Origin of the sequence: Kribbella sp. NPDC023855, from assembly GCF_040639475.1 — a bacterium.
Classification (GTDB): domain Bacteria; phylum Actinomycetota; class Actinomycetes; order Propionibacteriales; family Kribbellaceae; genus Kribbella.
In genome coordinates this window covers 510,317-524,945 of the sequence record NZ_JBFAAA010000005.1, presented here as the reverse complement: position 1 = coordinate 524,945, position 14,629 = coordinate 510,317, and the positions used below count along the sequence as shown (strand labels likewise).

10 protein-coding genes are annotated in these 14,629 nt (G+C 68.5%); 2 read left to right on the top strand and 8 right to left on the bottom strand.

What is annotated here, in order from left to right:
• Positions 1-322: 322 nt before the first annotated feature.
• From AB0F51_RS21455 to AB0F51_RS21425, 7 genes are all read right to left on the bottom strand, one after another.
• Entirely contained in the window at positions 323-967 is a 645-nt protein-coding gene (locus AB0F51_RS21455; RefSeq protein WP_360282465.1) for a hypothetical protein, read from the bottom strand.
• Between the two features lie 513 nt (positions 968-1,480).
• Positions 1,481-2,401 carry a hypothetical protein gene (locus tag AB0F51_RS21450; RefSeq protein WP_360282463.1) on the bottom strand — a complete coding sequence of 307 codons (921 nt, stop codon included), beginning with the start codon at positions 2,399-2,401 and terminating at the stop codon, positions 1,481-1,483.
• Between the two features lie 6 nt (positions 2,402-2,407).
• The gene (locus tag AB0F51_RS21445) at positions 2,408-4,249 is read right to left on the bottom strand and encodes a hypothetical protein (RefSeq protein ID WP_360282461.1); all 1,842 of its coding nucleotides are present in this window, start codon (positions 4,247-4,249) and stop codon (positions 2,408-2,410) included.
• Between the two features lie 185 nt (positions 4,250-4,434).
• Positions 4,435-7,395 (bottom strand): ATP-binding protein, encoded by a 2,961-nt coding sequence (locus AB0F51_RS21440; protein WP_360282459.1) that lies wholly within the window; start codon positions 7,393-7,395, stop codon positions 4,435-4,437.
• On the bottom strand, positions 7,392-7,973 hold the full coding sequence (locus AB0F51_RS21435) for a hypothetical protein (RefSeq protein ID WP_360282457.1): 582 nt from the start codon (positions 7,971-7,973) through the stop codon (positions 7,392-7,394). Before AB0F51_RS21435 ends, AB0F51_RS21440 begins: the two co-directional genes overlap by 4 nt.
• Positions 7,973-8,260, bottom strand: a complete 288-nt coding sequence (locus tag AB0F51_RS21430; RefSeq protein ID WP_360282455.1) for a hypothetical protein — start codon at positions 8,258-8,260, stop codon at positions 7,973-7,975. The genes AB0F51_RS21435 and AB0F51_RS21430 overlap by 1 nt, the downstream gene beginning before the upstream one ends.
• Positions 8,261-8,309: 49 nt before the next feature.
• Complete coding sequence (locus tag AB0F51_RS21425; RefSeq protein WP_360282453.1) at positions 8,310-9,437, bottom strand: conjugal transfer protein; 1,128 nt, start codon at positions 9,435-9,437, stop codon at positions 8,310-8,312.
• 617 nt (positions 9,438-10,054) lie between these two features.
• On the opposite strand from AB0F51_RS21425, the gene AB0F51_RS21420 reads away from it, so the two are divergent.
• Both AB0F51_RS21420 and trxA read left to right on the top strand, forming a co-directional pair.
• Entirely contained in the window at positions 10,055-10,930 is an 876-nt protein-coding gene (locus AB0F51_RS21420; protein ID WP_360282451.1) for an aldo/keto reductase, read from the top strand.
• 90 nt (positions 10,931-11,020) lie between these two features.
• Positions 11,021-11,410 (top strand): thioredoxin, encoded by a 390-nt coding sequence (gene trxA / locus AB0F51_RS21415; protein ID WP_360282449.1) that lies wholly within the window; start codon positions 11,021-11,023, stop codon positions 11,408-11,410.
• A gap of 1,877 nt (positions 11,411-13,287) precedes the next feature.
• On the opposite strand, the gene AB0F51_RS21410 is transcribed toward trxA, so the two are convergent.
• Positions 13,288-14,556: an FAD-dependent oxidoreductase gene (locus AB0F51_RS21410; RefSeq protein WP_360282447.1), complete on the bottom strand. Its 1,269-nt coding sequence runs from the start codon at positions 14,554-14,556 to the stop codon at positions 13,288-13,290.
• Between the last annotated feature and the right edge of the window lie 73 nt (positions 14,557-14,629).

Sequence of the window (14,629 nt, the reverse complement as noted above, 5' to 3'; positions counted from 1 at the left end):
GCGGCTCCGATGCCTGAGTCGATCTGAACAGGTCCGCGTCGTCCGCTGTCCCCACCAGGCAGCTGTTTTGGAGGCTGTCCCGCTGGAAGCTGTTCCCAACCTTGGCTGGGCGGCCGCTGCTCCCATTGCTGGTCAGGCGGGAACTGATTGCCCGCCGGTGGCCACTGAGAGTTCTGAGGTCCGTAGGGCGATGGCGGACCCCCAAAAGACTGGTCACCGCCACTTGGACCCTGGGGGTCAAACGGTCCAGGCGGGCCGCTCATGAGGCGCTCTCCTTGTCGGGGCGAATTTGAACTCAGAGGTGTCCACCATAGAACCCATCTCAGTACAGCGACACGTGGACGTGGTCGAAGTGGCCGCCGGTGGCGTCGGTGGGGACGTAGACTCCGCCGCCGTTGTAGGGGATCCAGGTGCCGCGTCTGGCGGACCAGATCTTCCCGTACCAGATGACGTAGCGGACTCCCGTCTTCGGCGCTGTTTGGACAGCCCAGTTGGCTATCCGGTCCCCCGCGGCCTTGGTGGGCGCTGATCGGCGGGCGTCGCCGCCGACCATGAGGTCGCAGGCTTTTCCTCGCGGATGGTCACTGGTGGGGTTCCACAGGTGGGCATCCCAGCAACTCATGCTGAGCTGACCGAGCGAGGAGCGGGCCAGGGCGACCCAGGCTGCAGTTCGCGGTGTCACCATCCCGCCTGTGCCCGTCGGGTCGGTGATCGTCTGCTCCTCCGGCGGCCAGACGCCGTTGACCGGCTGGCCTCCGGCGACCAACCCTCCCCCGCATTCTTCATGGTCGAAACCGTCGTCGACCGTCAGCGGCGGCGTACCCGCGCGTCCGGCATAAGGATCGCCAGGTCGGTTCAGATCGATACCGGCCGCCGCCGCAATTTCTCGCGCCTCCTGCTCACGCGTCGCGTAGCGATCGGGGAAGGCCGACACTTGGACAGCCTGAGCGGCCTCCCCGTAAGGCATTGACGGCCATCCTTCGATGTCGACCAAACCTGGCGGGTCGGGCGCTGCCACGCCTCCGAAGAACGCGGCCGCGGCGTACCGAGGCTTCATGATCTGAGCCACTGTGCCCCAGCCTGCCGCAGGCCTCTGCTGAAACAGGCCGACTGAGTCGGCGTGCCCGTAGGTCAGATTCTGAAGTTCCGACTCCACCAGCGCGGTCATCAGAGCGATCAAAGTGGCTTGGCCCGGGAGTCCGCGCTCGATCGCCACTTGGTCGATGACCTTGGCGAATCTTTCCTGGTCTTGTCGGACTGGCCCTCCCGATCCTGGAGCGTCTGCCTGGCCGGGTGCCAGCGGCACGCAAGCGGCCTGTGGCTTCCCCGATGCGCCGAACGGCGCAAGCATGAGAAGCCCGACGACACCGACCATCGCCATCGCCGCGAGAGCCTTCAGCAGCACACCGCGGCCCATCAAGCCGCTGCCGCGTCCCAGGGCGCTATTGCCACTGAACATGTCGACACCCGCTTCCGCCGGTCATGGCCCGGTACCGCCGGAAACGTCGCTGATCAGCCAGCGGTCGTCTTGAAGGCTCACGGTCACCAGCAGCGGTACCTCGAAGCGCTGTGGCTTGGTACCGGTGGTCGCGATGGTGACCTTGAGCAGACGGGTGATCCGGTTCGGGGTATCGACGGGTGCGGCGTCCTCCCGGGGAGCGCCGGCCACGGCAGAAACTACTGATGACTTGCCATTGCTGGCCTTGAGAGCGTCATACGTCGAGTCGCCCGCTGAAGCAAAGCTAGCCGCGACGCCAGGAGTCACGTACTGGGCGCACTTGTTGATGAGCTGGGAATAGCTCTCGGACGCCGGATCGCGGGTGTAGAAAGCTCGAGCCCATGTCTCGACCAGTCTGGTCGCATCGGCCGTTGTTGCTGCCGGAGGGCGCCGGCTTTCCGGAGGTGGGACCGACAGGGTCGGGGACGTGCTCGGGGACTCTGAGGTGGTGGTACCGGCGGGAGGGGTCGGCAGAGCAACAGACCGCGCGGGGGTCAGCAAACCGATGGGCTGCTTGTCGCCGTCATCGCCACCGAGGATTCGCGGAAGGCCTCCGCCCAATCCCAGGATGACGATCATCACCAGAACAACCAGTACGACGATCGCGGCCGGCGACACCGGTTCAGCTTGGCGCTGATTGCGTAGCCAGGCGATCCGCGCAGCATGGTCGTCACGCCGCCAGTTCTTCTTGGCCTGACGACGCTCACGCCGACTCAGCTCGTCGAGTTCCTCGGGGTACTCGTAGTCGCTGTTGATAACCGAGCGCCACCCGTTCGGCTCTGGTGGCCGCGGCCGCTGACCTGTCGGCCGAGCCCCGGGATCGTCCTCAAGACGCTCAGGCTCACGAGCGTGATGCCCTCGTGAGCCCTTACCGCGAGATGAGTCGCGCTCCTTACGCGCCATGATCCATCACCGGCGCCTTGGCACATGAACGGTCACACCGTCTTTCGTGACCTTCGAATACTCCCTGAACCGACGCTGCGTCGGCGCAGTGGACCGCCGGCGCGTGGGCGCCTTCGGAGGACCTTCGCGCAGACTCGCGGACTGCACATAGGCACGCGGCTCGTAGCGCGGTTCGCTGACCGCCGGAGCCTGGATCCGCTTGGAATGCCGAGCACTCTTCGCCTCAGCAGACTTGGCACGCGCCTGCCTGCTCCCTGAACCCGGACCTGTCCCCGAACTCGCACCAGCCGAGCTCACCACGGCCGCACCCGTACTGACAGACAAGGTGCGACGGCTGTCGCCACGCCCCTGGCTTCTCGCGCGCGACAGGCTCAAGGCGGGAGAGTTACGCGTCGTCCCGGTGCCGGTAGGCCTGCCAGTCTCGGATGATGCAGGCGCTGCACCGCCACCAGTCCCGGTGGCCGCGGATGTACCGACCGACTCCGTCCTCTTGCGCTCTGCCCCTGTCGTCAACTCGTAGGTGCTTCGTCCTGGCGTCGCCCGCCCAAGCGAACCAGCCGCAGGCGCCTGGCGGAAGACTCGAACAGCGGTGACCCGTTGAGAGCTGGCGCCGGGCTGAGTCGCTCTCTCACGGCTTCGTTCCGAAGGTGCCGGAGACGCACCTCGCCCACCGATCGCATTCACCAAACGTTGCATGGCACCCGTCGCGCCCCTGCGAGCGAGGTTGCCGAGCATGATGCTTCCGGTCCCTGGTCGCATCATCGTCGTCAGGCTGTCCAGAAGCCGCCGCACCCTGACACCGACGATCAAGACGCAGATCGCGAGGCCTGTCACCGGCAGCCAGCCCAGGCTGCCGCTCAGACTGAAAACAGCGGTGAGCAAGGTCAGCGCCGTACCGAAGATCAACATCGCCAGGAAGGATTGCAGCACAAGGCCTATCAAGGCTTCGAACCAGTTGAGACCCCATTGGCGCGGCCTGCCGGGGATGATCCAGAGGCAGGCAAAGAAGACCCCCACGACCAGGAGCAGCAGACAGCCGATGAAGGCCATCAATGCTGTGAAAGCCAACGCGATGTTGAGGAAAGCGAACAACGTGGCGGCTATGCCGGCGATCATCACCACGCTCACCCGGCCGAACGGATTGTCTCCCTTCAGCCATCTGACCGTCGGTGCATCTCCGCCGCCCTCCGCGGGCGCAACCACATCGTCGATGTACTTGCTTCTCGCTTCCGCGTCGGTGCCGACTTCCAGCAGTCCCCTGCCGTATCGCTGACAGGCCTCGATCGAACCGAACTCAGCGATACACCACGGGGTCACGACAAAGCCGCGCCAGCTCGCGTCGGCCGATTTGCGCAACAGCGTCTCTTTGGGTGTTCCAGTGAAGCCGGGCTCGGGCCACGGAACCGGCGTCTGCATCGTCGAGCCCATCGCGTCCGACGAGGCAGTCATCACTGCTCCCGCGCCGAGCTGGCGGGCGCCGTCAACCCCACGGATCCACGTTGCGGGCGCTAGAGCGAAACTGAGGCTGAGCAGCCCTGCGACAAAAACCCACATCAGCTGACCGAGCGCGCTCCCAGACGTCTTCCGCTGCGTGTAGGCGGCGACAGCACCGAACGCCAGAGCCGAAGGCAGTAGCCACCCTGCCAACTGAGTACCCGTCGCACCAACCGTCGTGGACGTGGCTTCTGTCAACGAAGAGACGTCAGTGAACGAGAACAGCCACCATCCCACCGAGATCGCCGCACGAGTGATGGCGGTGACATAGCCCATCACGATCAACGCGTACCCGTTGAAGATCATGTTGAAGGTGTCACTGATGCCCTTGTCGAAGTCCAGCGTGAACAGCATGGGGCTGTAGGACTCGAAGAGGGTTCTGCCGTCGCCGTGGGTTAGGTCTGGGGTGGGGAGTAGGTCGCCGAAGCCGGTGGGGTTGGTGGGGCCGGTGTTGGGGTCGGCGGCTAGGGCTAGTTGGGCTGAGACTATGAAGGAGATCGCTAGTGTGGTCAGCGCCGTGCGGAGACGGCGGGACCATCTCATGCGACGTGCTCCTTTTTGTTGGGGGAGGTGCCGTTTGAGGGTGGGGGGGTGGGGTCGGCCGGGTACATGGCTTCGTTGTAGGCGGCTTCGTCTGCTTCTTGGTCGTAGACCTCGTCGGGGCCGATCGGCTCGTCGTAGCGAGGGGGGTGGTGGTGGTCATGGCCCCCGATGCCGGCTGCGGAAGGCGCTGCCGAGCTGCCGTTCGACGGGGCTGTTGCGGGTGGTGGCGCGGGGTGAGTCGGCGCTGTTGGGGCGTAGGTCGGCGCAGGTGGTGGGGCGTGGGTCGGCGCGGGTGGGGGTGGTGGGGCGTGGTGGGTGGCGGTTTCTACCACCGGGACTGACGGGAGGGGCTCGTCGTTGACGGGTTCCTGGGTGTGGGCCTCGGCTTGGGCGTGGGCTGCCGCGGCCGGTTCGAGGCGGTCGTCCAGGTCTTCTTCGTCGTCGGCGAACGGGTCCGGGTCCTCGTACGGAGCGAGGATCGGCTGGGTCGGTTCGAGGTCGTGTTCGGACTCCGGGGTGGTGCGGAGGAGTTCGGCGACGCGCTGGCTGGGGATGTCGATCTGGACGGTGGCGACCTCGTCCCAGCGGTCTCGCATGATGCAGTGGCCGTGGCGGATGCTCTTGCCGTTGGCCGCGGTGTTGATGCCGCGGACGAGGGTCTGGTACGGCGCTGTCTGTGGCCGGCCCAGGAGCTCGAGCAGGGAGTCGACCTGCTCGCGCGACCGCAGGCTGAAGGCGAACAGAGTGGTGATCTGCTCGACCAGACCGGGCAGCTTCAGGATCGACGCCGGGTCCTGTGTGTCGAGGACCAGCGAGGCGCCCAGAGCACGACCGACACGGGCGATGTAGTCGAGGAATGACGCGCCATCGGGCGTCTTCGTGAGCAGGTGGACCTCGGGCACGATCACGACCTTGGAGCGGCCGCGGAACTCGCGCCGGCCCGTAGTGCGGACCATCCAGGCGAGGCAGCCGCGGAGGCAGGCCATGCCGACGCGTTCGATCGGGGACCACGATTCGGGCGCGGACTCCGGTGAAGGCAGGGTCAGGCCGGGCATCTGCACGACCCACAAGCCAGGGTTGGTCGTCAGCGACGACAGACCCGACGGCGGGCCGGCAACGACCGAACCAAGGCCGGTCTCGACCAGGTCACGCAAAGCAAAACCAACAGTCCGGGTGGTTTCGGACTCAGCCGCGCAGAGCCGCTGAATCACGCCCCACGACGACGGGTCGGGCGACTGGATCTCCGCACGCGTCGCGGCCATGACTGGCGCTTCCGCCGCGCCACGCAGGTGTGGAGGAAGCAGCAACATCAGCTGCGAAGGCGCCTGCAGCAACGCGTCATCCACAGGCAGGACGCGCAGCAGGTCGGCAGCACCCGAGAACTGGGCCGTGATCTCGATGACAGCAGTCGGTACGCCGTACTCCGCGGCTACCGCCGAAACTCCTGCCGCATCACCCTTGAGGTCCAGCAGCGGGACCCAGGCGCCGGCAAAAGCCGAGTCGAGGCCGCCCAGCATCGCGGCGGTCGTCTTGCCTCGACCCGATCGGCCGAGGAACAGCGTCGTCGTCGCGTCGCCCAGGGCCGAACCCGCCGCAGCGTCGAAGCGCACCAGACCAGGTGTCGACCCGGTCAGGTAGCCGATGGCGGGACCGGTCGCGTCACCGATCGACGCGCCACCCCAGAACCACGAGCCGAAGAACGCGGTCGACTCACGCACGTGGCCGAGATCGGGCACCCGCAGCTGGTCACCCGGCAGCGATTCCAGCCAAAGGTCCCGCTGCTCGTCCGCGCCCGCGGCCACGGTGATACCGCGGTCGGCGTAGTGGGCGATGACGGCGTCGACGTACGCCTCCAGATCCTCGCGGGTGTCCGCGCTGACCAGCAGGCGTGGGTGGTCCTCGACCAGGGTGAGGCCGCTGCGGTTGATGTCCCGCTTGACCTCGCGCATGATCCGCTCGGTCTCGACGATCTCGTCGGCGGTCTCCTCGGCGGTGCCCTTCGCGGCGGAGCGGCGCTGTTCCTTGGCGCTCTTGCGGGTCTCGTCGACCAGGTGCCGCGCGGTCTTCTTGGTCAGCACCCGGAACCGCACCGACGCCTCGACGGTGACGTCGATCTCGTCGCCGTCATCGTCGATCGCCTTGATCTCGGACAGGGTCCGCAGCCACTCCCCCGCGCCCGGTGTCTCGAGCTCTTCGGGGAAGTCCGTCATCGCCAGCACGGACGTGTACGCCGCGATCTGGCCGCGGGTGTCGTAGATGCGCAGGTGGTCGGTGTACGGGACGACTCGACCGGCCGTGAGGCGGGCCAGCGAGGCGCCGGTGATCAGGCCACGGCGGGGAGCCGCGACGGCACCGCGGTGCATCTCACGGCTGATCAGCCAGGAGATCACCTCGGCGGGAGCGGTGTGCGCGCGCCAGACGGTCGAACCGAGCTGTCGGGCCAGCTTGCGGACCCGCTCGTCCAGGTGAGCCAGCTCGCGCGCGCTCACCCGCCACGACGTCGTACCGAGTGCGTCGCTGATGGAGCCACGGACCTGCGCCGTCGCGCGGGGGTCGCGGTCGCTGAGGTGGACGCCGAGGGCGACGTAGCGCTCCGGCATCCGCATCTCGTCGATCCGGTCGGCGCGGGTCTGGGCCCAGGCCTCGTGGTCGCCCAGCCGGTAGTGGCCCGTCACGCTGTCGATGTAGTCCTGGCCGGTCGAGCGGCCCCAGACCACCTTCAGGTGGCTGAGCCGGTCGCCGAGGATCGTCGCGGCCGCGCTGACCGCGGCGTCGAGCGCGGCGTCCTGCTCGCCCTCGGTCGCCAGGTCGGTGTTCGCCACCGAGATCAGGAACCACGCCTCGGCGCTGCGTTCGGTCACCAGCAGGCCGTCGGCGATGGCGACCAGGCGGGGCGGTGGCAGACCGCGTTCGCGGCCGATGCCGACCAGGTTCAGGAGCTTGTCAGCGATCTTCATTCGTGCCCCTTATTATCCAATCGGCTGAGCCCAGACGACGTCCTGCGACTGACCCTCTGCACATGGTCCGCGCCGAGCAGGCGGGCCCGTTGGTTCACGGTGATGTCCGCGCCGGCGCGGACCTGCGGGTCGAGCTCCACCACGTCCTCGCGGTCCCACTCCGGCGTCACTCTGGCCCGCGCCAGGTTGGCCATCTTCTGGGTCGCGATGCGCTCCCGCCAGGGCAGGTACTCCGTCTTGTCGGCGGCCCGCGCACCGAGCCCGATGATCGGGCGGTGGGACCGCAACGCGTAGCGGACGGCCAGCGCCCATTCGGTCACCCGGCGACGACGCTCATGGTGCTTGCCGGCCCGCCAGCCGAACGCGGTGATCACGAACGGCGGTACGACGTACAGGCTGACGGTGGGCTTCTTGGGTACGCCGATGAACGGTACGAGCAGAGCGATCCAGACGAGGATGATCACCGCACCGAAGATGATCATCCGCCGGCGGGCGCCTTCTCCCAGGTCGATGCCGAGCAGGTCGTACTGCCGGGTCTCGATCTCGAAGTGGTGGGTCAGGGTCCGGCCGACGCGCATCAGCTACCCCCGGACAGCAATCCCCAGAACCCCTTGAGCACGTTGATGGTCTGGTTGTTGGCATAGATCAGCCCACCGACCAGTACTCCGGCCGCGATGTGGCCGAACAGCTCGCCCCACTCGCGCTTGAAGTAGTGCCCGATCGCCCGGAGGACGAGGATCGCGATGAAGATGTTGCCCGCGATGACCAGGACCCAGTCCTTGAAATCCGCGCCGGTCGGGACATTGGGGCCGGCGAGCGGCGCGGTGAGCTCCACCACGCTCGCGACTAGTTGGTGCGTCATCATTGCGGTATCTCCCTTGGTGCTCTGGTCATCCGATGGCTGTCTGCTGTGGTCATCCGACGGCAGCTACTTGCCATCGCTGTGCTCCGTCCGCGGCGACAGTACGCCGCAGAGTGAGCGAATAGGTCTGGTCGAGAGTGGTCTCCCCCGCACCGTCCCAGGTAACGGCGGCGGTGGCCCGGCGCTCGTTATCGTCTCCCGCGTAGACCTGCCAGGACTTCAGGTCGCCCAGTTTGACGACACCGTTGAGGCTGTGGATCACGGCCCGGGGTGCCGCCACCGCCTCCACCTTGGCGTCGGACTCGGCGTAGGCACTGAAGAACGCCTCGGCGTCCTTCAGGGTCGCCGCGGTCAGGTCGTCGTCCGGCACCCGCGCTTCGGGCATGTTCTCGGGCAGCGCTGCCCGCTCGTCGGCGACGAAGGTGGGCGGACCGCTGGCGACGACCCGCGAGGCCGTTCGCGCCACCGGCACCGACACCCGTTGCCAGGTGTACGGACCGGGCACGAAGTTGCGGCCCGACTTGGTGAACGACCGGACCTGTACCCGGACGTCGACGACCGCGACCACGCCACCGGAGTCGACCTTGACCTCACCCGGGTACGCCTTGTCGGCGGTCTGCTTGCCGCGACCGTTCCAGCCGGCCCGGGCGTCCAGGCCGGCCGCCAGGTCGAGGCCGATCTGGGCCGGCCGCGCGTCGGGGTTGCTCTCGTCCCAGTTCAGGTAGGAGACCGCGTACCGCGTCGCGACGGCGCGCGCCTCGTCCGACGGGAAGCCCGTCTGGGTGGTCTGGCCGGTGGTCGAGCCGGTGTTGTTCGGCCGGATCCAGGACCGTACGCCGCTGATGGCGGCGAGCAGCAGGACGGCCACCACCAGGCCGCGGAAGAACCGCCGCGCCCAGGTGGAGAAGGAGGACTCGGGCTCGGTCGACCAAGGTGTCTGGCCGGGCTCGATGATCGGTTCGCGCACTGGGCCGGGCGCCGCGTGGGCACCGTGCGGTGACCGCTGCCGGAGTCGCTCGGGCGGCCTCGTCCCGGCCGCGGGCGGCTGACCCGTAGTACGGGCCGGCGGCTGACCCGTAGTACGGGCTGCCGGTGGTTGACCTGGAGGTGCCTGGCCCGGGGGTGCTTGGCCGGGTGGCGGCTGGGTGCCGGGCGGCTGGGGGCGACGCGGCGGTGCCATCACGCCACCGGTCGGCGGCAATTGGGGTTGGCTGTACTGCGCCGCAACCCCCTGCGCCTGGCGAGGCGTAGGTGACACCGGGCCATCGGGGTGTGACCACCACTCCGGTGGGGTGCTCTGTGGACGTTGCCGCCCGGGCTTCTTCGTTCGCCGCTGGTCCGCCCAGTGCTCACCCTTTGGCGGCAGATTCAGCAACGCTCGCCACCAACTCATCGCTACCCGCCCCTCAGACAGCAGTTACGCGGACAGTAGCCGGGAGGATACGGCAAGCAACTGTCCACCGGGAGACCCCAGAGGGGAATCCAGGAGCATCATCGCTCCCCGCAGCCATACTGTTACCCGCTTCTGCGCTCCCTGCACATCCGCGGGTGAAGCGTGACACCTTCGGTACCGTCGCCATAACTCCTCTCCCATGCCCGACCACGTCGATCAGGCAGCGCACACCATGCCACACGGAACCGACGTTCGAATATCCGTGCGAAGACCATGGTAAACAGAACGATCCAACTGATCACAGATAGTAACCGATCCGGTGAGACGCCCTGTGGAAAACTCTCCCGTGGCGCGGGGTCAAAGTACTAGGGTTTGGGGTACTCGCGGACTTTGAGAGGACAAGCATGGAGACTCGTCGGCTCGGACGGCTGGAGCACCGGAGTTCGGTCCTGATCTACGGCGCCGCATCGCTGGGTGCCGTCGACCAGGATCGGGCCGACGCCTCGATCCAGGAGGCGCTCGACGCCGGGATCAACCACTTCGACGTGGCGGCCGACTACGGTGACGCCGAGTTGCGGCTCGGCCCGCGGATGCCGGAGATCCGCGACCGGATCTTCCTCGCCACCAAGACCGGGCGGCGCACGTACGACGAGGCGTGGTCGGAGATCAATCGTTCGCTGGAACGGTTGCAGACCGATCGGCTCGACCTGATCCAGATGCACGCGGTCTGCGATCTGGAGAACCTCGACCTGGTCACCGGCAAGGGCGGCTCGCTCGAGGCCGCGATCCGGGCCAAGGAAGAGGGCATGGTGTCGGCGATCGGCATCACCGGGCACACCGACGAGGCGCCGTCGGTGCATCGCGAGGCGTTGCGGCGGTTCGACTTCGACAGCGTGCTGACGCCGCTGAACTACAAGCTGTCCACCGATCCGAAGTACGCCGCCGACTATGCCGAACTGGTCGAGGCGGTGCAGGCGAGCGACGCGGCGCTGATGACGATCAAGATGATCTCTCGGCGGAACTGGCGGGACGGCGAGAAGAAGACCTACGACACCTGGTACCAGCCGTTCGACGAACAGCGCTACATCACGGCGGCCACGGCCTGGTTGCTGAACGGGCATCCGGAGATCACCGGGCTGGCCACGGCCGGCGAGACCAGACTGCTGCGGCAGATGGTCCAGGCGGAGAAGGAGCGGGCGGGGCTGAGCCCGGAAGACGCGGCTGCCATCCTGGACGAGGTGCAGGACTACCAGTCGCCGTTCGTGGACATGCCCTTCTGACCCCCCCGTACTGCGCTGCGCGGGGCCGGGGAACACTGACGGCTCCCGCGCTGTTGTACAGGACGTATTCGTCTAACTTCGGAGGTCGTAGTGGCAACGGTCGAGCTGTCCCAGGAGAACTTCGACAAGGTCGTCGGTTCCGACGGGCTCGTCCTGGTGGACTTCTGGGCCGAGTGGTGTGGTCCGTGTAAGGCTTTCGGGCCGGTGTTCGAGAAGTCGTCCGAGACGCACGAGGACATCACGTTCGGCAAGGTGGACACCGAGGATCAGGTCGAGCTCGCCCAGGCCTTCCAGATCCGTTCCATACCGACGCTGATGGCGGTCCGGGACGGTGTCGTCCTGTACTCGCAGCCGGGCGCCCTGCCGGCGGCGGCGCTGGAAGACCTGATCAGCCAGCTGCGCGCGGTCGACATGGAAGAGGTCCGCGCCCAGATCGCGGCCCACGAAGCCGAGCACGGCACCGAGCCGCACACGCACTGAGCCCTCGCCTATATATACAGAAAGCGGTCCAGACCCAATCCCGGCCTGGACCGCTTCCCGTTTTCCGCCAGCACGACGCCCCGTCGCCGCCTGAACCGCTGCCGTGGGGCGCCGCTACTGCGCCGTGGGGCTGCCCGGGCCCTGCTCGTACTGCGCGATTGAGGGCTGCCCCGGCCTTGCCCGCACTGCGCCGTCGAGGGCTACCCGGGCCTTGCCCGCCCTCCGACGTTGAGGACTCCCGGGCCAGGCGCGTACTGCGCTGCCTCTCCGGTACTCCGTCCAGCTGCCGGCGCTCCGTGGGTGCTGGAGCGAGCGTGGAACGGAGTGAACTCGGCACGAGCGAGCGCGGCTCGGGTGGGAGCGCCGCACAGGAGCGAGCGCGGCTCCGGTGGGAGCGGGGCACCGATCGAGCGCGGCATGGAGCGAGCGCGGCTCCAGTGGGAGCGCTGCACGGGAGCGAGCACGGCTCCGGTGGGAGCGGGGCATGGAGCGAGCGCGGCTCCAGTGGCAGCGCTGCACGGAGGGAGCGAGCGCGGCGGTGGGGAGCCTCGCTCGCGGGGGCGGCTCGGGCGACGTTGGCCGGGCGGGGGGGTGCTGCGGTGTTCCGCCGAGGGGACGCGGAAGCCGCTGGATTGTGGCCGGCTCCCGCGCGGCATCGCGGGAGCCGGGGTCTTGCGTTGCGGACACCGTCAGGCGCTCGGTGGACCGCGCCGGGTTCCGCGAGTGAGGCGTCGCGGATTCCGGGGTGTACACCGCGAACTCTCAGCAGGGTGAGAGTCGCGGGTGGTGCTTCCGGCGCCCACAGAGCAGGCGCACTACGAACGCCGGTCCGAACCGGTGAGCTCCGTTGATTGCCGCGGAGATCCACCGGGTGGTGCTTGGCAGGTCCGCTGGTTGCCGCAGGCCTGCCGGTGGCGCTGGCTGACTTCCGCTAGATGCTGCGGAGGTCCGCCGGTCTTGCTGGCGGGTCCGCTGGTTGCGGACATCCGTCGTGTTGCTGGCAAGTCCGCTAGGTGCCGCAGGCCTGCCGGGTGGTGCTGGCGGTCCGTTTGGTACTGCGGGCCGCCGGAGGCGGCGGCTTCCCGACAGGGGGCGGGAGGTCGCCGGTGGTGCTGAGGCTCCCGGTGAGGCTGGGAGCCGGTACTGCGGTGGCTCCCGTTGGTGCTGGGGAGCCGTGGTGCTGTGGCTTCCGGTCAGGCTGGGAGCCGGTGCGGTGGCTCCCGCTGGTGCTGGGAGCCGGTGGTGGTGTGGCTCCCGGTCAGGCTGGGAGCCGGTGCGGTGGCTCCCGCTGGTGCTGGGAGCCGGTGGTGTTGCGAGCTCCCGGCAGGGCGGGAGGTCGCTGGGTGGTGCTGCCGGGTCGAGCGATCGAACCCGGTGAGGCTGCCGGAGTCCGTGGGGTCACGGATCCCGGGTGGGGCTGCCGGTCTCGGGTGAGGCCGGGTGGGCTGCCGGAGGCCGTGGGGTCACGGAGCCCGGGTCGTGCTGCCGGGCTCGGGTGAGGCCGGGTGGGGCTGCCGGTCTCACGGTGAGGCCGGGTTGTGCTGCCGGGTCGAGCCACCGAGCCCGGGTGGTGCTGCCGGTCTCTGGGGAGGCCGGGTGGTGGTGGGATCGGTGGTGATGCGATCCCGTGGTGCCGGGGTCCGTGGTGAGGCGGGTCCCGGAGTGCGCCCGGGGGCCGTGGAGTCGCGGGCCCGGGGGTGGTGCTGCCGGAGCCCCGGGAGAGTTGCGGGGCCGGCCGGTGGTCTCCAGCAGGGTGGAGGCCGCCTGGTCCCGTCGCGGTGAGGCGGCTGTGGCACGCTCGGCCGCGACGGGAGATCGGTGGATGGTCGGTGGGAGCCCAGCTGCAGCAAGGCCCTTGGTCAGGGAGTCGGTGAGAGTCAGCGAAGTGGGTTGAAGGGGGCCAGTTCGGCCGGGGTGCGGCCGGTGGTGATGGTTTCGGCCAGGAGCTGGCCGGTGATCGGGCCGAGGGTGATGCCCCACATGCCGTGACCGCCGGCGGCGAAGACGCGGGGTGACGCGGTGGCGCCGATCAGCGGCAGGCCGTCCGGAGTACAGGGCCGGGGGCCGACCCACTCGAAGGTGCGGGCGTCCAGGTCGGCGTCGCGCAGCAGCGGCCGGGCTGCCGCCACGATCGCGTCGATCCGGCGCGGGTCGAGCTTCGCGTCGGGCTTGCGGAACTCCATCATCCCGGCGACGCGCAGCCGGTCGCCCAGCGGCGTACAGGCGATGCGTTGGGCCGGGAAGTACACAGGCCCGGCCGGTACGTGGGCGATCGGCACACTGAAGCTGTAGCCGCGGCCGGCCTGCACAACAGTCCGTACGCCGAACTGCCGAGCCAAGTCGCCCAGCCACGCCCCAGTCGCCATCACGACAGCGTCGTACGGCGTGCTCTCGCCCTCGTCGGTGACGATCCGGACGCCGCGGATCTCGTCCGCGATGTGCTTCACGGTCACGCCGGTGACAATGGAACCGCCGCGAGCGCGGACCGAGTCGGCCAGCATGTTCACGTACTCGCCCGGGTTGATGAAGCGCTGGCCGTGCAGCCGGATGGCGGCACCGATCTCGTCGGACAGCGACGGCTCGATCTCGCGGGCGTCGTCACCGGTGATGGCCTCGAACTCGATGCCCTGGCCGGCCGCGTGGATGTGCTCGATCTCCTCGAGCAGGACCGCGCGCTCGGCCTCCGTCCGGTACGCCGCCAGGAACGACTTGGCTTCGTACGTCTCGGCCTCGACACCCGCCTTGGCCAGCGCGTCGAACCCGTTCAGCGCCTGCCGGTTGATCGGTACCAGCGCCTCCATCGCCGTCTTCCAGCGACCCGCGGTGCTGTTGCGGGCGAAGCGGGTCATGAACGAGATGAGTCGCGGGTTCGCGGTCGGCGGCACGTAGACCGGCGACGACGGGCTGAGCACGGCGCGGACGCCGTACTTGAGGACGGCCGGTTCCGGCAGCGGGGTCGCCAGGCCGGGGGTCAACCAGCCCGCGTTGCCCCACGAGGCACCCGCGGCGACGCCTTCGCGATCCAGCACGGTGACCTCGATCCCGGCCTCCTGGAGGAACCAGGCGGTGGCGAGGCCGACCATGCCGGCGCCGACGACGGCGACCCGGTCGGGGACGATGTGAGTGCCTTGCACGGAAGCGACCATGTATCGATGGTGCGTCGCTCCGAATCCGCTGTCATGGTGCGATCACACCACAGCTGGGCCAAATGACAGTGGC